The sequence below is a fragment of the Thalassospira sp. MBR-102 genome (genome assembly GCF_040549275.1).
Lineage (GTDB): Bacteria > Pseudomonadota > Alphaproteobacteria > Rhodospirillales > Thalassospiraceae > Thalassospira > Thalassospira xiamenensis.
Genome location: NZ_JBEPTC010000001.1, coordinates 358,555 through 376,522, shown reverse-complemented (window position 1 = coordinate 376,522; position 17,968 = coordinate 358,555). Strand labels below are relative to the sequence as shown.

Sequence of the window (17,968 nt, the reverse complement as noted above, 5' to 3'; positions counted from 1 at the left end):
CAACCAGATTATTGGGCGGTCACGACCTTCATCACCAGTTTGCCATCCGGCTTGATCGGGCCGTCTTCCTTGGCACCCAGCGTATATTCGAAATAGCCGGTTTTCATGCCGCCCTGTTCGGAATGGATCATCAGCATCAGCATCTCACCGGATTTGACCGGTTCCTGCAAAATGGCGGTAACATCCATATTCTCGCCCTTTTTAAGCGGCGCATAACCGACAACCGGGCCCGGCTTCATCTCGGAATCGGTGCGATGCACCACCAGCCAGCCATTTTCACCGGCCATGATTTTCGATGCACTGACGGTTCCGCCCGAAACATCCTGATCCATCGCCTCGACCATCGGCCCCATGGCGTTGGCCGCCGCCGGAATGGCGGCGCTCAAGGCACCGGCCATCAAAGCCCCACCGAAAATACCGACCATTTTCTTGGTCACCAGCATGTGAAGTCTCCTTGTCTGTTAAACCGGGACGGGCTGTTTGCTGCCGTCCGCTCGTGTCGCACTGTGTTGCGCGCATCGAAGCTACGCAGACTAGACAGGCCGGGTTTCAGACCGGGAAATTTTTTTTTGAAATCAGTGTTCGACCGGGATCAGACGACCATGAATGGCAGGACCGGTCGGACGCCCGGTGGGCGAACCGCCCTCGGGTTCCAGACTGATGCCAAAGGTCGCATTGCGCAGCAGGGCCGGATCAAATTCCCCCAGCGACCGGGTTGTTGGCACGGATGCGTTTTCAAGCAAACCCAGCGATTTTGGGGCCGGGCCCAACTCATCGGATGCAATCCACAACTGATAGGTCTTGCCTTCGGGCAATGTTGCCGAAACCGGGCGGATGATCACCGCACGGGTATCCAGATCAATGCTCATAACAAAGGCGGGCTGGGTATCGTCACGGTGGAAGACGGCGACAAATTGCCGATCCGAAACCGGGGCGGCAAAATCCGATACCAGCACCGCCACCATCAGGCTTGCCGCCAGTGCACCGGTGGCAAATGTCCCGATCCGCCACCGGGCGAGTTTGCGTTTCAGCAGATCGATTTCGACAATATTATCCGCCTGCACAAACGCCCTCTCGATCCGGGCCCCTTCTATCCGCGCACGGATACCGGGAAACAGATCACGCGTCGGCATTTCATCACGGTAATGTGCATTTAACGGCGACAGGCGTTTTTCCCAATCGGCAATCGCGGCATTCAGGTCATCCTCGTTTGACCGGCGTTCATCGACAAGGCGGCGCATGTCGGGATCAAGCGTTCCCAACACATATTCCGCCGCCAGCATGTCGATATCTTCCCGGTCGGTCATGATCCGAGGCATTCCTTCAACTGTTTCAGGCTGCGATGCAGCCATGTCTTGATCGTGCCGACCGGCTGGGCAAATCGTTCTGCCAGTTCGGCGCGCGAAAATCCGTCAAGATAGGCCAGCCTGACCATTGTGCGGCGATCATCATCGAGCCCGCCAAGGCAGAATTCAAGCTGGCGCAGGTCATCATTGCGTTCGGCATCATCGGCAACCGACAGATCATCATGATCGGCCAGTTGGTCGATATCGAAATCATCCACCACCACCTCATGACGCTTGTCACGACGCAGCGCATCAATCGCCCGGTTCCGCGCAATCGTTGCCATCCAGGTGATGATTGATGCACGCCTGGGTTCAAAATCCCCGGCACGTTCCCAGACCTTCACATAGATTTCCTGCAGGATATCCTCGCTTTGGGCCCGGTTCTTCAAGATACGCAGGACAATGCCGAAAAGTTTCGCCGATGTCGCATGATAAAGCTGCCCGAAGGCGTCCATGTCGCCATCGGCCGCACGCGCCAGAAGCTGTTCCAGATCCCGGGTTGATGTCCCCATGCCATCCGCCAATTGACGTCCGCCGCCACCCTGCGGCGAACCGATGTATCATTTTTTCGAGATGATTGTTCCCAAGCCATAAATTTTTACGAAAGGTTCTGGCATACTGATCACTAAAACCCGTGTTTAAATTCCGGATTGATGTTCTCGGTCGCGCGCACCAGCGCATCCATCACGATGCGCACCGCCGGTGATCGACGGATATCGGGATGGACCACCATCCAGACCGGTCTGCTGATCTCGCAGTCATCATCGCGCAGGACAAGTTCAAGGCGCTGATCCTCGTCCCCGATATAGCGCGGCAGAATACCCAATCCATATCCGGCGACGATAAAGGATCGCACTGTTTCGGTATCGTCAGCACGGACGCGGACAGGCAATTGCCGCCCCAGTTTTTTCCACACCCATGCCTGTTGCCGTTCGCCACGGGAATTGCGTTCTTCGCTGCAAAATTCCCATTCATCAGGCGGGGTTTGTTCGCAATATCCCCGGCAGGCATAGATACCCATCCGCAGATGGGTCAATTTGCGCACCACCAAACCGTTCTGGTCGGGCTGCACCATGCGCACGGCAACGTCTGCTTCGCGCCGGGCAAGATTGGCGACAATGCTTGATGCAAGAATTTCATATTGCAGATGTTTCTGATCTTTGAGCACCTCGGCCAGACGCGGCGCAAAAAGCAGCCGCCCCGCAGCCGGCGGCACCGAGATACGCACCACGCCATAGGCGGTCTCGTCGCCATGTGCCTGCCGTTCAAACGCCAGAACGTCTTCTTCGATCTTGGTCGCCACGGGCACAAGATTTTCCCCCGCCTCGGTCAGAGTCCATCCGGTTGCCAGTCGATCAAACAGTTTGGAATTCAGATCCTGCTCAAGGGCTTCGATCCGGCGTGCTACGGTGGTGTGATCCTTTTTAAGGCGTCTTGCCGCACCGGAAAGTGTTCCCTCAGCAGCGAGAACAACAAAATATCGCAGATCATTCCAGTTCATGATGCCTCGCCCCAACTTGCGCAAATTTGCACAACTATAGCGCAAATTAATCGGATTACGTGATTTTTATGCGCATGAGAAAGTCTGTGCATCGACATCAAACATTCGTGGCACAGGAGGTCAGATGATGAGCGGACAAGTCAGCCTGGAAGCACGCACGGCATGCGAAACCATGGGCAATCGTGCAAAGAAATCGGCGAATTTCAAGACCTTGACGCTTGGCCGCCTACTTCGCGCCGCCGCCGATTTCGTGATCAGAGCCTTTAAAAGCCATCAAACCGATGCGGCTCTGATGCGACTTAATGAATACCAACTGCGCGATATGGGTCTGGAGCGCACCCAGGATGGCAGCCTGCGCGAAAAAATGTGGTGATTACATCGAATTCAAAGCGGCCGTACAATATCAGGGGATTGTGATCCCTGTTTTACCCGGCAATCGACACGCTTTGATATGCCTCCCTCAGGCAGCAAAAGAGATCCCACACGGGGTCTCTTTTTGTTTTTCACACCTGAAATTCTGCCGAAATGCTGTCGGCGGCCTTGATCAGGGCATCCATGACAAGCCGCACACCGGGGGACCGGCGCATATCGGGATGCACAACCAGCCATGCGGTTTCGCGGCTTTCGCCCGCCGTATCGGCCCGGATCAGTTCAAGCCGGTCGTCGCCATCGGCAAGGTAGCGCGGCAACACCCCGACCCCGTGCCCGGCCGCGATGAATTGCCGCACCGATTCCGTATCATCGGCCCGAAACCGGCAGGGCAATTCCCGCCCCATAATATTACGCACCCATTCCTTTTTGGCTGCCCCATAGGACGTGTCCTCGTACCCGCAGAATTCCCAATCCTGTTCGGGGACGCTGTCACGATATCCGCGTGCAGCATAAAGACCGACCCCCAGTTCGACCAGCTTGCGCGTAATCAGGCCCGGTTCGCGCGGGGTAATCATGCGCACCGCAAGATCGGCTTCCCGACGGGCCAGATTGACCACGTTGGACGCACCGATAATTTCAAATTCCAGCCCCTTATGCGCGGTCAGCAATTGCGCCAGACGGGGCGCAAACAAAACCCGCCCCGCGACCGGGGGCACGGATATCCGCACCACACCGTGGGCGGCTTCATCGCCCCTGGCCTGCCGTTCAAAGCCAAGCGCCTCTGCCTCGACCCGTTCGGCCACCGGCACAAGGTTCTGCCCCGCAGCCGTCAGTTGCCAGCCGCGCGGCAGACGATCAAACAGCTTGGTCCCCACCGCCTCTTCAAGCGCCTCGATCCGCCGCGCCACGGTGGTGTGCTCCTTGCGCAACCGTCGCGCAGCCCCCGAAAGACTGCCTTCTTCGGCAAGGATCAGGAAATAACGCAAATCGTTCCAGTTCATGTACTTGACCAGTCCATATGATCGGGCCTTGGCAGTTCCGTTTATTTTTGCACATTAAATCTGCAAAACAACCAAATTCCCGTTTTATTTTGCATATGAGAGGATCAGGTCATCAACAGAACACGACCTTTTGGAAAATCAGGAGGACATCATGGCCTATCAGACCCCGACCAAAGCACAGGACTTCGACATCCGCACCGACCCGATCGCCAACCGCGTCCCGTTTGGCCGCCTCATCAACAAGATCGCAAGCTATTCGCTCGACGCCCGCAAACGCAAAAACGAACGCGAGGTGATGGCGCATCTGAGTGACGATCAGCTTCGCGATGTCGGCCTGCAACGCACATTTGACGGCAACCAGTGGCGCGTCACGCGCATTGTCTGATGACCGTCCCTCGCACCACCAGCAAACAAAAGGGAGCCCATACCGGGCTCCCGAACCGCTGACACAGCCCTCCCAACCGGCAAGGCCCTCCCAACCGGATCGCCATTCCCGCGAATGACAAGACGGGAATCCATTCCATTTCAACGGGATAGGGTTTCCGGGTCTGCACTCCGCTGCCCCCGGCATCGCCAAACGCCACCGACCGGATGGACCGCGCCCCGGACGGCCCCCGCTACCCCGAACAAACACCCATCGCTCTCGGTTGACCTCAAAACGCACCTCACCCCAAACGGCAACGGCGTTGCTGCGTGACAGGCACAAATCCCGCCAGAGATGACCGACCTTTCGGCATGTCCGAATGCTCCACCGGCCCGCTGGCAACCGATCCCGCCAGCCGCTCTTGGCAAACGACCCAATCCCACCAAGCCAAACCTGCTGCCCCCGGCATCGCCAAACGCCACCGCCCGGACGGACCACGCCCCGGCCCCCGCTGCCCCGAACAAACACCCGCCGCCCTTGGTTGACCCGAAACGCACCTCACCCCAAGGGCCACACGTTGCCGCATGGCAGGCACACAACTCCCGCCATCGATCACCGCCCTTTCGCATCGCCAAACGGTCTACCAGCCCGCTGACAACCGATCCTGCCTGCCAATCCCGGCCAGTCGATCCCGTGCCGATCCAATCCAGGCGCAATTCGGGCCCGCTGTTTCTCGGCATTGTCACACTTCACCGACCGGAGGACTGGACTAAACGGACCGGACGAACTTCGCCTCGCCCCGGCTATCGCTGCCCCGAACAAACGCCCTTGCCCCAAGGGCACATTTCTCCCGTCATGATAAACACCCGTTTTTCGCAAATATCCAAGGTCCTTACGGCCCGGACGCACCACCGCCGTAATGGCTTTTCCATGCGCCAGAGATGCTCCTTTGGCGACACCACCCCCGCCATGTCATCGCGTCAGATCGCTGCCCTGCCATCGTCTCATTCCTGTTTTGCCGCCCGAAACGCAAAAAACCCGCAAAAGCGAATCACGCTTTGCGGGTTTTGTCTCCGGACCCATTTGTCCTGTTGACTTTATCTTTATGCCACAACATAAAGAACAAATCAAGAACTATCTTCCAGAAAACCGGAAAAAGTTCCCAATCAAAGCTCAGTACAGCGAGAAGACAATATTTATCAATGCCTTGGGCATGATCATCCTATTCCCCCGCCAAAGCCCTCATCGCAAAAGGAGCCCGAACCGGGCTCCTTTTGTGGTCGTTTATCCCGGCCAATCAGCCGCGCAATTCGGCAACCTTGTCAGTCGCTTCCTGTGCCAGGCGGGTGATGGTGGCCCAGTCACCGGCCTTGACCGCGTCCTTGGGGGCCACCCATGAACCACCCACGGTGATGATGTTTGGCAGGGCCAGATAATCGCCAAGGTTTGCCAGCGACACACCACCCGTCGGGCAGAATTTGACCTGCGGCAGCGGGCCGGAAAGGGCTTTGAGCATTGAAACACCGCCCTGCTGTTCGGCGGGGAAGAATTTCAGCATGTCGTAACCATGTTCAAGCAGATACATGATCTCGGACGGGGTTCCGGCCCCCGGAAGCAACGGCACGCCGGTATCCTTGGCCGCCTTCAGAAGGCTTTTGGTATGGCCAGGCGACACGGCAAAGGCACAGCCGATTTTTGCCATGCGTTCCATTTGCTTGGCATTGATCACGGTGCCCGCACCGGTAATCGCATCTGGCACTTCGGCGATGATGCGTTTGATGCTTTCTTCGGCCGCGGCACTGCGCAGTGTGATTTCAAGCACCGGCAAACCACCGGCCACCAGCGCCTTTGCAAGCGGAACGGCATCATTGGCGTCTTCGATCACCAGAACCGGTACGACCGGGGCCTTGGACAGAATTTCGCGTGACGAAAGGCTCATTGGGTATCCTCCAGTTTATCGGTCAGGCCGTCAAAATTTTGGCACAACCGATCAGGGCCGGGTATTTCGCCGTCATCAGGCGCACCGGCACATCATTCATCAAATCATGGAAACGGCCCTTGGCGATCATACGATCCTTAAGGCCGCTTTGTTTCATAAAACCGGCAATCCGCGGACCAATGCCGCCGCCGATAAACACACCATCAAACGCGCCAAGCGTCAGGACCAGATCACCGGCCACCCCGCCCATGAACAGACAGAACCGATCCAGCACCTTAAGGCAAAGCGGATCGTTTTTCTGCATGGCATTTTCAACGATTTCCGCCGCACTAAGCGGTGTGACGTCGATCCCGTCAATGGCGGCAAGCGCACGATAAAGGTTTTCAAGCCCCATCCCCGACAGGATACGTTCGGCCGACACACGGCCCAGTTCAGCCGTCAGGAATTTGACGATTTCATAATCAAGATCATCGACGGCGGGCAGTGACACATGGCCGCCTTCGCCCTGGATCGGAATCCAGTGATCGTCATGGCGCAGAAGCCCCGAAACGCCAAGCCCGGTGCCCGCTCCGATCACCGCCAATGGCAATCCCGGGCGCCCCGGACCATCAAACAGCGTGATCAGGTCTTCGTCGCCAAGATAGGGCACGGACATCGCAAGGCCGGTAAAGTCATTGACCACCACCAGACGATCCAGACCAAATTCGGCCTTGAGCGCGTCCTTGGAAAACACCCACGGGTTATTGGTGAATTTGATGATATCTGCGGATGCCGGGCAGGCCACGGCAACCGCAAATTCATTCAGATCCGCGCAATCGGTTTTCACCATGAAATCGCGCATGGCATCGCCGATGGTCGCATAATCGCGGACCGGCAATGTCATCGGTGATTGCGGATTTCCATTTTCGTCAATCCAGGCAAAGCGGGCGTTGGTACCGCCGATATCACCAACCAGCCGCATTATGCTACCTCGACCTCGACAGCCCCCGGAAGCACCGCACTGGCCCCCATTTCGGCCAGTCCGACATGTTCGCGGAACACACCAAACAATTCACGACCGAAACCGGTCTGATGTTCGGCCTTGTTATCAAAGGTCGCAAAGTCGCGCTTGGCCAGCTCGGCCTCGGTCACGTTCAGGATCAGTTCGCCGGTTTCGGCATCCAGACGCACGATATCGCCGTCTTTTACCTTGGCAATCGGACCATTCATCATGGCTTCGGGGGTGACGTGGATTGCCGCCGGGACCTTGCCCGACGCACCCGACATGCGACCATCGGTGACAAGGGCGACCTTGTAACCAAGGTCCTGCAACACGCCAAGCGGCGGGGTCAGTTTGTGAAGTTCCGGCATCCCATTGGCCTTCGCCCCCTGGAAACGCACAACACAGACAACGTCGCGATGCAGTTTGCCGTCCTTGAACGCCTGCATCATTTCTTCCTGCGAGGTAAAGACCGCCGCCGGGGCTTCGATCACGCGGTTTTCCGGCTTCACCGCCGATACCTTGATCACCGAACGGCCAAGGTTCCCCGCCAGCATGCGAAGGCCGCCATCGGTGCTAAACGCCTTTTCGGTCGGGCGCAGGATTTCCTCGTCATGGCTGGTGGCCGGGGCATCACGCCACGACAATTTGCCATTATCCAGATACGGCTCGGTGCCATAGGCCGCCATGCCACCGGTATGGATGGTCTGAAGATCGGGATGCAGAAGACCGTTTTTCAGAAGGTCGCTGATCACAAAGCCCATGCCGCCCGCGGCGTGGAAATGGTTCACATCGGCCTGCCCGTTCGGATAAACGCGGCACAGCAAGGGCACAAGTTTCGACAATTCATCGAAATCTTCCCAACGAAGTTCGATCCCTGCGGCACGGGCCATCGCCGGAAGATGCAGGGTATGGTTGGTCGATCCACCGGTCGCAAGCAAACCGATAATGCCGTTCACAAAAGCCTTTTCATCGAGAATTTTGCCAACCGGACGGTAATCATTGCCAAGCTTGGTGATCTGAAGCGCACGACGGGCGGCTTCTTCGGTCAGGGCATCACGCAGATCGGTGTTCGGATTAACAAACGCCGCACCGGGCAAATGCAGCCCCATGATTTCCATCAGCATCTGGTTGGAGTTCGCCGTACCATAGAAGGTACAGGTCCCCGGGCTGTGATAGGACGCGGTTTCGGCTTCAAGAAGCTCCTTGCGACCGACTTTGCCCTGCGCGTAAAGCTGACGGATGCGGGCCTTTTCATTGTTGGGCAAACCGGACGGCATCGGACCGGCTGGCACAAACACCGCCGGAATGTGACCATAGGCAAGTGCGCCCATGACAAGACCCGGTACGATTTTATCGCAGACACCAAGATAAAGGGCTGCATCGAACACATCATGCGACAGCGATACCGCCGTCGACATCGCGATCACGTCACGTGAAAACAGCGACAGCTCCATGCCCGGACGGCCTTGCGTCACGCCATCGCACATGGCGGGCACGCCACCGGCAACCTGTGCGGTTGCCCCGGCTTCGAACACGGCCTTTTTGATGCGGTCGGGATAGACGCCCAATGGCTGATGGGCCGACAGCATATCGTTATAGGATGTCACGATGCCCAGATTGGCACCTTCGTCACCATTGATGCGTTCCTTGTCCGCCGCACTGCAGCCCGCAGACGCATGGGCAAGGTTGCCGCACGACAGGGATGAGCGATGCGGACGGTCGGACGCGGCGGCTTCGATCCGTTCCAGATATGCCTCGCGGGTCGGCTTGGAACGTTCGATGATGCGTTTGGTAATCTGTTCTAATTCACGTTTCATGGGGTTCAGCCTTTCGGGTTCTCGGCGCTCCACCACAGATCGACGGGGATGTCAGTCTGCTGCAAGATTGCGCGAACCGGCATTTCTTCGATCTCGGTGCCGTTTTTCGCGGTTTCAAAGGTCGACCATTTGGATTGTCCGGTAATATGGATGCCAATATACCGGGCATTAAGGATGGCGGGCAAAGTCATGCTGATGCGCGGGACCGGGGATACGGTCGGGCGCGCGGCGGCAACCAGTTCGCCATGGGCGGGATAAAGTCCCTTTTGCAGGGCATCGGGCGCGGATGACGGGAACAGGGATGCCGTGTGGCCATCATCCCCCATGCCCAGATACACGATATCAAGCGGCCAGTTCAGATCGGTGCGAAGGCGGCTTGAAACCGTTGAAATTGCGTCTTCGGGATTGGCATCGCCAGTTTTCAGCGACACAAAACGCGCATGCTGGGCCTCGTTGATCAGGAAATGATCGCGAACCAGCTTTTCGTTTGACTGATCGTCATCCAGCCCCACCCAGCGATCATCGCCAAGGGTGACGGTGACTTTTGACCAATCCAGTTTGACGGTCGAGAGTTTTTCAAAAAGCGGTTTGGGAAAACGTCCACCGGCCACCGCCATGCTGGCATGGCCGCGGGTGGCAATGGCGAATTCAAGACGTTCCACGGTTTCCTTGACCATGGCCGCAAGCATGTCATCGCCGCTTTGGAAAATGCGTTCGTTTGTCATGTCTTCGTCCAGAAAATTGGGAACCGGTTCATCGTCACGCAAGGTCGCCATACCAAAAGACAAGGCGACCCGCATGTCATCAGAACCCGGCTTCTTCGTTCCAGGTCCGGCCGTCACGCTCGATCAGCGCAATTGCCGCCGAAGGCCCCCACGTGCCCGAGGTATACCCCTTGGGCGTGATGTGATTGCTTTGCCATGCTTCCTGAATGGCATCGACCCACTGCCAGGCAATGTCCTGCTCGTCACGGCGAACAAACAGCGTGTTATTGCCATCAATCGCATCGAGCAAAAGACGTTCATAAGCATCCGGGCTGCGCCCGCCGAACGCCTCGGCAAAGGACAGGTTAAGCGCGGTCGGACGCAGGCGCACAAGACCCGGCCCCGGATTCTTGGTATTCAGAACCAGATGGATGCCGTCATCAGGCTGCAAACGCAGAACAAGGCGGTTGGCCTGATAATTGGTCATTGATTTTGCCAGCGGGAAAATCTGGTGCGGCACATCGCGGAACTGGATGACAATTTCCGAATGACGTTTCGGCAAGCGTTTCCCGGTCCGCAGATAGAACGGCACCCCGGCCCAGCGCCAGTTATTCAGTTCGGCCCGGATGGCAACGAATGTCTCGGTGGTGCTGTCAATATTGGCACCTTCTTCTTCAAGATAGCCCGGGACTTCCTTGCCGCCAACGGCACCATTGCGGTACTGGCCGCGCACGGTGGCACTGTCGATATTGGAATCGTTGATCGGTTTCAGCGCCTTGAGCACCTTGACCTTTTCATCGCGCACCGCGTCCTGATCCAGAACATGCGGGGCTTCCATCGCGACAAGGCAGAGTAGCTGCAACATATGGTTCTGAACCATGTCGCGCATCGCACCGGCATCGTCATAATAGGACCAGCGCCCTTCGACGCCGACTTCTTCGCCAACCGTGATCTGCACATGATCGATATGCGCGCTGTTCCACAGCGGTTCGAACATGGCATTGGCAAAGCGCAGGATCAAAAGGTTCTGCACCGTTTCCTTGCCAAGATAATGGTCGATACGGAAAATCTGGTGTTCTTCGAAGACTTCGCCGATCTGGCCGTTGATTTCACGGCAGCTTTCAAGATCGTGGCCCAGCGGCTTTTCAAGCACAACGCGCGAATTGGGCGTTACCAGACCGGCTTTCTTGAGGTTAAAGGCCATATCGGCAAACAGCGACGGGCTGGTCGAGAAATAATAGACACGGTCCCGATCCGGCTGATCGGAAAGCTTTTCATGCAGGATTTTAAACCCGGTTTCATCCCCCGCGGATACCTGAACATAGGCGATGCGTGCGGCAAATTTTTTCCAGACCTTGGCGTCAAATTCGCCTTTGGGAATGTATTTTTTTCCGGCTTCTTCGAGCTTGGCGCGGAATTCTTCATCGGAATGTTCGCTACGTGATGCACCGAAAATACGGGTGGTATCGTCAAAACGCCCGGTACGTTCCATTTCGTAAAGTGCGGGGAAAAGTTTGCGTAACGCCAAATCTCCGGTCCCACCGAAAATCACGATATCAGCGATACGATGCTTCAGCCGTTGGCGCTGCGTCGTCGTTTGTGTCATCTTGCCCTAAGCCTTCCAAGCGAACTGCTTTGCTCTCACTCGTTTCCTCCCCGTCGTAAAGGTGGGATCCCGAGCCCGAAGGGCTCTGGCAAACGACCGGGCCACGGTATTTACCGTGTTGGCAGGCGTCGGGTTTTCCCCGCCACCGCCTATCCTGTTGCCAGCTGGGCTCTGAGCGGTTCGTTATCCACATCAAGGCGCCGTCTGGCTTGTCCGTTCTGATCGAACAGATAGCAATCTTCCACCCGGGCATGAATGCCGATGGATGATCCTGTTACAATTGCCGTATCACCCGTGACACGGGCAACAAACAGTTCGTCCCCATCGGCCTGCACATAGACGAGACCCGCCTCGCCCAGATGTTCAACCACTTCGACCGTTCCTGACAGCATTGCCGTGTCCTGATCGGCAAGGCTGCAATGTTCCGGTCTGATGCCCACTGTTACACGATCTCCGGCGTCAAGACCACTGCCATCAACAGGCAGCATCACCTCTTTACCGGAATCCAGTTTAACCGTAACAGTTTGTTGCGAAACCCCCATCACAACCGCCGGAACAAAGTTCATTTTAGGCGACCCGATAAAGCCCGCAACAAATTGATTTTGCGGGTGATGATAGAGTTCAAGCGGGGTCCCGACCTGTTCGACCGAACCGGCCCGCAAAACCACGATCTTGTCGGCCATTGTCATGGCTTCGACCTGATCATGCGTCACATAAATCATCGTGGACTTCAATTTTTCATGAAGTTTTGTCAATTCGATGCGCATTTGCACGCGCAAACCGGCATCAAGGTTCGACAGCGGTTCATCAAACAGGAAGACTTTCGGCTTGCGTACAATCGCCCGGCCAATCGCGACGCGCTGACGCTGCCCACCTGAAAGTTCCTTTGGCTTGCGGTCGAGCAATTCTTCAAGTTGCAGCACCCTGGCCGCAGCCATCACGCGTTCACGTTGTTCGTCCTTGCTTCTTTTCGCAAGATCAAGGCCGAACGCCATGTTTTCATAGACTGTCATATGCGGATAAAGCGCGTAGGACTGAAAGACCATGGCAACACCACGATCCTTTGGCGCCCTGTCATTGACGACATCGCCGCCAATGGAAAGTTCGCCGTCGCTGATATCTTCCAGCCCGGCAATCAGGCGCAGCAAGGTCGATTTGCCACATCCCGACGGGCCGACAAACACACAAAACTCGCCATCGCGGATGTTCAGATCGACACCATGAATAGTTTCGATTGGACCGAAACGTTTTTTAACCTGCTTAAGAACCACTTCCGACATGCGGGTTCCTCCCTCGACTTGTCGATTTATATCGTTCCGAAATAAAAGCCCCAGCCCGGCAGCGAAAGCTGATTGCCGGTAACCGATCCGCTGTTAAGGGCGAAATTCGCATCCGAGCGGCCGGGCAAGGTCACGGTCCGGGCATCGGGTGTAGTGTTGAACACGCAAATGGTCCGGACCACGCCCGCCATCCGGGCATAGGCAATGACATTGTCATCGATATCGAGCATCTCGATATCGCCATCGATGATTTCCGGATGGATTTTACGCCACGCCAGAAGATCACGATAGAAACTGCGCAATGAGTTGGGATCATCCATCTGCTCGGCCACGGCAAGCGCGCTGTGATCCTGGGGGACCGGCAGCCACGGCGTATCGCTTGTGGTGAAACCACCATGGGGGATATTGGCATTCATCCACGGCATCGGGGTCCGGCATCCATCGCGCCCCTTGAATTCCGGCCACATTTCAATCCCGTAGGGATCCTGCAACAATTCGAAGGGCACGACGGCCTCTTCAAGGCCAAGTTCTTCCCCCTGATAGATGCAGGGCGTGCCACGCAATGTGGTGTAAAGGGCCGGGATCATGCGAAGGCGCGCATCATTATCGCCGCCCTTGTCCTTGCCCCAACGGGTCGCGACCCGGACAAAATCATGGTTCGACACCGCCCAGCACGGCCAACCGTCGCCAAGAACGTCAAACACATTGCGCAACATCCCGCGGATCAGCGGCGTTTCAAGCGGGCTTTCGAGCAGATTGATCGTATAGGCCATGTGAAGCTTGTCGCCCCCGGCGGTATATTCCGCCATCGTCGCCAGCGAATTGTCCGACCCGATTTCACCGACCGTCGTTGCCCCCGGATATTTATCAAGAACCGCGCGCAGTTTTTTAAGGAACGCGATATTTTCCGGGCGTGTCTTGTCATAGACATGCATCTGGCGGGTATAGGGATTTTCCTTTGGCGCGCCTTCGGGCCGGTGGGTGCCCGGAACCCATGGCGGGTTATCACGTAATTCCGCGTCATGGACATAGAAATTGGCGGTATCAAGCCGGAAACCATCCACCCCACGACGCAGCCAGAATTCCACATCGTCAAGCAACTGGGCCTGAACATCCGGGTTATGGAAATTCAGGTCCGGCTGACTGACCAGAAAGTTGTGCATGTAATATTGCTGCCGGGTGGTATCGAACTTCCATGCCGAACCGCCAAAGATCGACAGCCAGTTATTGGGCGGCGTGCCGTCGGGCTTGGGATCAGCCCAGACATACCAGTCGGCCTTGGGATTATCACGTGATGACCGGCTTTCCTTGAACCAGGCATGCTGATCGGAACTGTGCGACAGAACCTGATCAATGGTGACACGCAGGCCAAGCGAATGGGCCTTTTCAACCAGATGGTCGAAATCGGCCAATGTCCCGAACATCGGATCGACATCGCGGTAATCCGCCACGTCATAGCCGAAATCCTTCATCGGCGAGGTAAAGAATGGCGACAGCCAGATGCCATCAACGCCCAGATCGGCAATGTAATCCAGTTTCTGGGTAATCCCGGGCAGGTCGCCAATACCATCGCCGTTGGAATCAAAGAAGCTGCGCGGATAGATTTGATACAGGACGCCACCGCGCCACCAGTCAGGATTTCCGGCCAAAGCCATTTAAGTCACCTTAGGTCATGTGGGACGAGAAGCCGCATCAGCCTTTGACAGCCCCGGCGGTCAGGCCGGACACGATGCGACGCTGGAAAATCAGAACCAGAACAATCAGCGGAACCGTCACGATCACCGATGCCGCCATGATATTGCCCCATGGCATTTCAAACTGGCTGGCCCCGGAAATCAGGGCGATGGCAACCGGCACGGTGCGTTGTTCATTGGTCAGGGTAAAGGTCAGGGCAAACAGGAATTCGTTCCATGCCATGATGAAGGCCAGAAGCCCGGTGGTCACCATGGCAGGCCACATGACCGGCAGGAACACGCGCGTAATCACGGTCCAGGGGCTTGCCCCATCCATCACGGCGGCTTCTTCAAGTTCACGGGGCAATTCGCGCATGAAGGCGGTCAATATCCAGACCGTGAATGGCAGGGTCAGCATCATGTATGAAATCGCCAGCCCGAACATCGAATTATAAAGCCCAACCGCCCGGATCAGTTCGAACATCCCCGACAACACCGCGACCTGCGGGAACATCGACACCGACAGGATCGTCACCAGCAACAGGCCGCGTCCGGCAAATTTAACCCGTGCAAGCGCATAGGATGCCGTTACCCCCATCAGAAGCGACAGGGCCACAACCATCACACTGACAAAGATCGAATTGAAGATGTTGCGACCGAACGGCTGGCCTTCGAATACCGACAGATAGTTCGAGAAACTGAAACTTTCCGGCAGATAATTGACGTCAAACAGCGCAGACCCGGTTTCGAACGCGGTCAGGGTCGCATAGTAGAACGGGAAAACGGCAAAGATCACGATCACCGCCACCAGAAGATAGAACCCTGCCTTCATCATCAGGGATTTGACATTGCGGTTCATCTTAATGTCCCCCTTCGTCAAGCCGGACCCGACCGATCATCATGTAGGCCATGATCGAAAAGGCGATGACCAGAAACAGCAGTGTTGATGCCGCCGAGCCATATCCGACTTCCTGAAAATCGACCAGAAGCTGCCGGGCATAGACCGACATGGTCATGGTGTTCGGATTGTTCGGCGTAAGAACATAAATCACGTCAAACACACGCAATGCATCAAGGGCACGGAAGATCACGGCGACCATCAATGCCGGTTTGATCAGCGGCAATGTCACCTTGAAAAACACCCGGATCGGATGAATGCCATCGACACGGGCGGCCTCGTAACAGTCACTTGGCAGCATCTGGAGGGCCGCCAGTGTCAGAAGCGCCATGAATGGCGTGGTTTTCCAGACATCGACCATGATTACCGCGACCATTGCCGTATCGGGATTGGCTGTCCAGGCAACCGGCGATGCAATCAGCCCCAGTGACATCAGAAGATCATTGATGATGCCGAACTGGTCATGCAGCATCCAGTTCCACATCTTGGCCGATACAATCGTCGGGATCGCCCACGGGATCAGAACCGCCGCCCGAACCAGACCGCGCCCCTTGAATTCCTGATTAAGGACAAGGGCCACAATGATACCCAGCACCGTTTCAAGCGAAACCGAAATCACGGTGAAGTAAATCGTGTTCCAGACTGCCTGCCACCATTCCGGATCGGCCAGAAGGCCGAACGTCTCGCCGTCATAAACCGCATAGAAATTTTCAAAGCCGATAAAGCCATAATTGCCAAGGTCGGAAAGATTTGCATCGGTAAAACCGAAGATGAAAGTCCGCAGCAACGGCCAACCGGCCACTGCGGCAAGAATGACCAGCATCGGTGTTAAAAACAGCCATGCCGAACGCCGTCTTGCACGCGTCAGGGACGAAGCTTGCGCCATGGGAACCGCTCTTGATCTTGAAGGGGGATGATCGATCATGACCGCCATCCATCAAACCGGCCAAAGCAAAGCCGGTACGAAAACAGGATTGGAGCAACACCGGGAAAACAAGAGCCTCCCGGTGTTGCAAACCCTGTTTACCAGCCGGAACGTTTCACACGTTTCAGGTTGCGTTCAAGTCCGGTAATCGCCTGATCGGCGTTCTGCGATCCCGACAAGGATGCATGCACCGCCTGCCAGAACTCGCTTGATACCTGATTGTATTTCGAACCGGTCACGGTTGACGGGCGCGGTGCCGCACTGGTGAATGTCTCGTACAGATCGCCAAAGAACGGATTGGCAGAAAGGACTTCCTCGTCCTTGTAGAGATCGGCAATGGTCGGGTTATAGGAACCCTTGATCGCACGGCGTTTCTGTTCCCCGTAAGATGTCAGGAACTTCACAAGATCGGCCGCCAGTTTCGGATTTTCCGAATATTTCGAAACCGAGAGCTGCCAGCCACCAAGGGCTGCGGCCGAACGGCCGTCTTCAGCGCCTTTGGGCAGGGCAGCAACACCGACCTTGCCCTTGACCGGGCTGTCTGCCGAATTGGCCAATGCCCAGGCATAGGGCCAGTTGCGCATGAAAACCGAATTGCCTGACTGGAACACACCGCGCGCTTCTTCCTCGGCATAGCCAAGAACGCCTTCGGGGGAAATGGTGCCGACCCAGTTTGATGCGGTTTCAATCGCCTTTTTTGCCTGATCGTTATTGATCGAAATATCGCCATTCGGTTCGACCACCGAACCACCATTGAACGAAACCACCCATTCCAGCGCGTTACAGGTCAGCCCTTCATAGGCGCGGCCCTGAAACACATGGCCCCACATCTTGTCATTACCGGCCTTGCGTTCGCCTTCCTGAATTTTCTGAGCCGTCGCAGTCAGCTGTTCCCAGGTTTCAGGAACGCTTTCGCCGTACTTTTCCAGCAGATCCTTGCGGTAATACAGCACGCCTGCATCCGTGTACCACGGCATTGCGACCAGCCGGTCTTCAAAGGTATTGTTGGTAACAATGGCCTCAAAGTGCTGCTTGGCCTCGTCCGCCATGTATTCGTTAAGATCGATGAAGTGGTTGCCAAGAATCCCCGGCCAGATCACATCAATCTGGAACACGTCGATATCGGATGATCCGGCAGCAAGAATCTGCTGATACAGCGCCAGTCGTTCGGTAGTCGAATTCGGGGTGGAAATTACCGCAACTTCGTTGCCGGTTTGCTTTGCCCATGCATCGACACCTTCCTGGCAAAGCGCAAGTTCCTGGCCGACGGCACCACAGGAAATAGAAATTTTTGCGGCATTGGCCGGTCCGGCCATCACGAAAGCTGCGCCAAGAACGCCCGCCGTTGCGAGCAATTTTTTCATCAAGGTCATTGAGACCTCCCTAGGATGTTATCGGTTTTCCCATACAGCTTTTGGCAGCTGCTTTTGTTCGTTTTGATTGGTCTTTTTGTCCGGGTCGGGCACCCGTACCGGACCCCCAGATGCAATCACCGGCTGCAATCTGTTTTGGTGATTGCTTCCCGGCGCGAAGCCGCCCGATTGAAAAAGGATACGCCTC

Annotated in this window: 17 protein-coding genes; 2 read left to right on the top strand and 15 right to left on the bottom strand. The window is 56.4% G+C overall.

Annotated features, from left to right (window positions below):
- Positions 1 to 8: 8 nt before the first annotated feature.
- The 4 genes from ABIE64_RS01820 to ABIE64_RS01805 form a co-directional block, all read right to left on the bottom strand.
- Positions 9 to 443, bottom strand: a complete 435-nt coding sequence (locus tag ABIE64_RS01820; protein ID WP_354376481.1) for a DUF7282 domain-containing protein — start codon at positions 441 to 443, stop codon at positions 9 to 11.
- Between the two features lie 132 nt (positions 444 to 575).
- Positions 576 to 1,307, bottom strand: coding sequence for an anti-sigma factor (locus ABIE64_RS01815; RefSeq protein WP_354376480.1), 732 nt, complete (start codon positions 1,305 to 1,307; stop codon positions 576 to 578).
- Positions 1,304 to 1,858 carry a sigma-70 family RNA polymerase sigma factor gene (locus tag ABIE64_RS01810; RefSeq protein ID WP_354376479.1) on the bottom strand — a complete coding sequence of 185 codons (555 nt, stop codon included), beginning with the start codon at positions 1,856 to 1,858 and terminating at the stop codon, positions 1,304 to 1,306. Before ABIE64_RS01810 ends, ABIE64_RS01815 begins: the two co-directional genes overlap by 4 nt.
- A gap of 113 nt (positions 1,859 to 1,971) precedes the next feature.
- Positions 1,972 to 2,847 carry a LysR family transcriptional regulator gene (locus ABIE64_RS01805; RefSeq protein WP_354376478.1) on the bottom strand — a complete coding sequence of 292 codons (876 nt, stop codon included), beginning with the start codon at positions 2,845 to 2,847 and terminating at the stop codon, positions 1,972 to 1,974.
- A 127-nt stretch (positions 2,848 to 2,974) separates the two neighbouring features.
- Between ABIE64_RS01805 and ABIE64_RS01800 the strand changes: the two genes are divergently transcribed.
- Entirely contained in the window at positions 2,975 to 3,220 is a 246-nt protein-coding gene (locus ABIE64_RS01800; RefSeq protein ID WP_354376477.1) for a hypothetical protein, read from the top strand.
- 130 nt (positions 3,221 to 3,350) lie between these two features.
- Here the strand turns inward: ABIE64_RS01800 and ABIE64_RS01795 are convergent, their stop codons facing one another.
- Positions 3,351 to 4,220, bottom strand: coding sequence for a LysR family transcriptional regulator (locus tag ABIE64_RS01795; RefSeq protein ID WP_354376476.1), 870 nt, complete (start codon positions 4,218 to 4,220; stop codon positions 3,351 to 3,353).
- A 151-nt stretch (positions 4,221 to 4,371) separates the two neighbouring features.
- Here ABIE64_RS01795 and ABIE64_RS01790 point away from each other — a divergent pair, with 151 nt between their 5' ends.
- Complete coding sequence (locus ABIE64_RS01790) at positions 4,372 to 4,605, top strand: hypothetical protein (protein WP_007092259.1); 234 nt, start codon at positions 4,372 to 4,374, stop codon at positions 4,603 to 4,605.
- 1,276 nt (positions 4,606 to 5,881) lie between these two features.
- Here ABIE64_RS01790 and ABIE64_RS01785 read toward each other — a convergent pair.
- From ABIE64_RS01785 to ABIE64_RS01740, 10 genes are all read right to left on the bottom strand, one after another.
- Positions 5,882 to 6,523 (bottom strand): bifunctional 4-hydroxy-2-oxoglutarate aldolase/2-dehydro-3-deoxy-phosphogluconate aldolase, encoded by a 642-nt coding sequence (locus tag ABIE64_RS01785; RefSeq protein WP_007090845.1) that lies wholly within the window; start codon positions 6,521 to 6,523, stop codon positions 5,882 to 5,884.
- Positions 6,524 to 6,545: 22 nt separating this feature from the next.
- On the bottom strand, positions 6,546 to 7,484 hold the full coding sequence (glk, locus tag ABIE64_RS01780) for a glucokinase (RefSeq protein ID WP_007090844.1): 939 nt from the start codon (positions 7,482 to 7,484) through the stop codon (positions 6,546 to 6,548).
- On the bottom strand, positions 7,484 to 9,322 hold the full coding sequence (gene edd / locus ABIE64_RS01775; RefSeq protein ID WP_354376475.1) for a phosphogluconate dehydratase: 1,839 nt from the start codon (positions 9,320 to 9,322) through the stop codon (positions 7,484 to 7,486). Before edd ends, glk begins: the two co-directional genes overlap by 1 nt.
- Before the next feature lie 5 nt (positions 9,323 to 9,327).
- On the bottom strand, positions 9,328 to 10,122 hold the full coding sequence (gene pgl / locus ABIE64_RS01770) for a 6-phosphogluconolactonase (protein ID WP_354376474.1): 795 nt from the start codon (positions 10,120 to 10,122) through the stop codon (positions 9,328 to 9,330).
- A 4-nt stretch (positions 10,123 to 10,126) separates the two neighbouring features.
- Entirely contained in the window at positions 10,127 to 11,632 is a 1,506-nt protein-coding gene (zwf, locus tag ABIE64_RS01765; protein WP_354376473.1) for a glucose-6-phosphate dehydrogenase, read from the bottom strand.
- A gap of 149 nt (positions 11,633 to 11,781) precedes the next feature.
- On the bottom strand, positions 11,782 to 12,912 hold the full coding sequence (locus ABIE64_RS01760; protein WP_354376472.1) for an ABC transporter ATP-binding protein: 1,131 nt from the start codon (positions 12,910 to 12,912) through the stop codon (positions 11,782 to 11,784).
- 26 nt (positions 12,913 to 12,938) lie between these two features.
- Complete coding sequence (locus ABIE64_RS01755) at positions 12,939 to 14,567, bottom strand: alpha-glucosidase (RefSeq protein WP_354376471.1); 1,629 nt, start codon at positions 14,565 to 14,567, stop codon at positions 12,939 to 12,941.
- 37 nt (positions 14,568 to 14,604) lie between these two features.
- Entirely contained in the window at positions 14,605 to 15,444 is an 840-nt protein-coding gene (locus tag ABIE64_RS01750) for a carbohydrate ABC transporter permease (protein ID WP_354376470.1), read from the bottom strand.
- A 1-nt stretch (position 15,445) separates the two neighbouring features.
- Positions 15,446 to 16,369, bottom strand: a complete 924-nt coding sequence (locus ABIE64_RS01745) for a carbohydrate ABC transporter permease (RefSeq protein WP_007090837.1) — start codon at positions 16,367 to 16,369, stop codon at positions 15,446 to 15,448.
- Positions 16,370 to 16,506: 137 nt separating this feature from the next.
- A complete protein-coding gene (locus ABIE64_RS01740; protein WP_341363582.1) occupies positions 16,507 to 17,781 on the bottom strand; it encodes an ABC transporter substrate-binding protein in 1,275 nt (424 codons plus the stop codon).
- Between the last annotated feature and the right edge of the window lie 187 nt (positions 17,782 to 17,968).

Bases quoted from the DNA above. Each gene is read 5' to 3' on its own strand.
- ABIE64_RS01815 (WP_354376480.1), bottom strand. From the start codon at position 1,307: ATGACCGACCGGGAAGATATCGACATGCTGGCGGCGGAATATGTGTTG.
- zwf (WP_354376473.1), bottom strand. From the start codon at position 11,632: ATGACACAAACGACGACGCAGCGCCAACGGCTGAAGCATCGTATCGCT.
- pgl (WP_354376474.1), bottom strand. From the start codon at position 10,122: ATGCGGGTCGCCTTGTCTTTTGGTATGGCGACCTTGCGTGACGATGAA.
- glk (WP_007090844.1), bottom strand. From the start codon at position 7,484: ATGCGGCTGGTTGGTGATATCGGCGGTACCAACGCCCGCTTTGCCTGG.
- ABIE64_RS01740 (WP_341363582.1), bottom strand. From the start codon at position 17,781: ATGACCTTGATGAAAAAATTGCTCGCAACGGCGGGCGTTCTTGGCGCA.
- ABIE64_RS01745 (WP_007090837.1), bottom strand. From the start codon at position 16,369: ATGGCGCAAGCTTCGTCCCTGACGCGTGCAAGACGGCGTTCGGCATGG.
- ABIE64_RS01750 (WP_354376470.1), bottom strand. From the start codon at position 15,444: ATGAACCGCAATGTCAAATCCCTGATGATGAAGGCAGGGTTCTATCTT.
- ABIE64_RS01785 (WP_007090845.1), bottom strand. From the start codon at position 6,523: ATGAGCCTTTCGTCACGCGAAATTCTGTCCAAGGCCCCGGTCGTACCG.
- ABIE64_RS01760 (WP_354376472.1), bottom strand. From the start codon at position 12,912: ATGTCGGAAGTGGTTCTTAAGCAGGTTAAAAAACGTTTCGGTCCAATC.
- ABIE64_RS01755 (WP_354376471.1), bottom strand. From the start codon at position 14,567: ATGGCTTTGGCCGGAAATCCTGACTGGTGGCGCGGTGGCGTCCTGTAT.
- ABIE64_RS01800 (WP_354376477.1), top strand. From the start codon at position 2,975: ATGAGCGGACAAGTCAGCCTGGAAGCACGCACGGCATGCGAAACCATG.
- ABIE64_RS01805 (WP_354376478.1), bottom strand. From the start codon at position 2,847: ATGAACTGGAATGATCTGCGATATTTTGTTGTTCTCGCTGCTGAGGGA.
- ABIE64_RS01795 (WP_354376476.1), bottom strand. From the start codon at position 4,220: ATGAACTGGAACGATTTGCGTTATTTCCTGATCCTTGCCGAAGAAGGC.
- ABIE64_RS01810 (WP_354376479.1), bottom strand. From the start codon at position 1,858: ATGGGGACATCAACCCGGGATCTGGAACAGCTTCTGGCGCGTGCGGCC.
- ABIE64_RS01790 (WP_007092259.1), top strand. From the start codon at position 4,372: ATGGCCTATCAGACCCCGACCAAAGCACAGGACTTCGACATCCGCACC.
- ABIE64_RS01820 (WP_354376481.1), bottom strand. From the start codon at position 443: ATGCTGGTGACCAAGAAAATGGTCGGTATTTTCGGTGGGGCTTTGATG.
- edd (WP_354376475.1), bottom strand. From the start codon at position 9,322: ATGAAACGTGAATTAGAACAGATTACCAAACGCATCATCGAACGTTCC.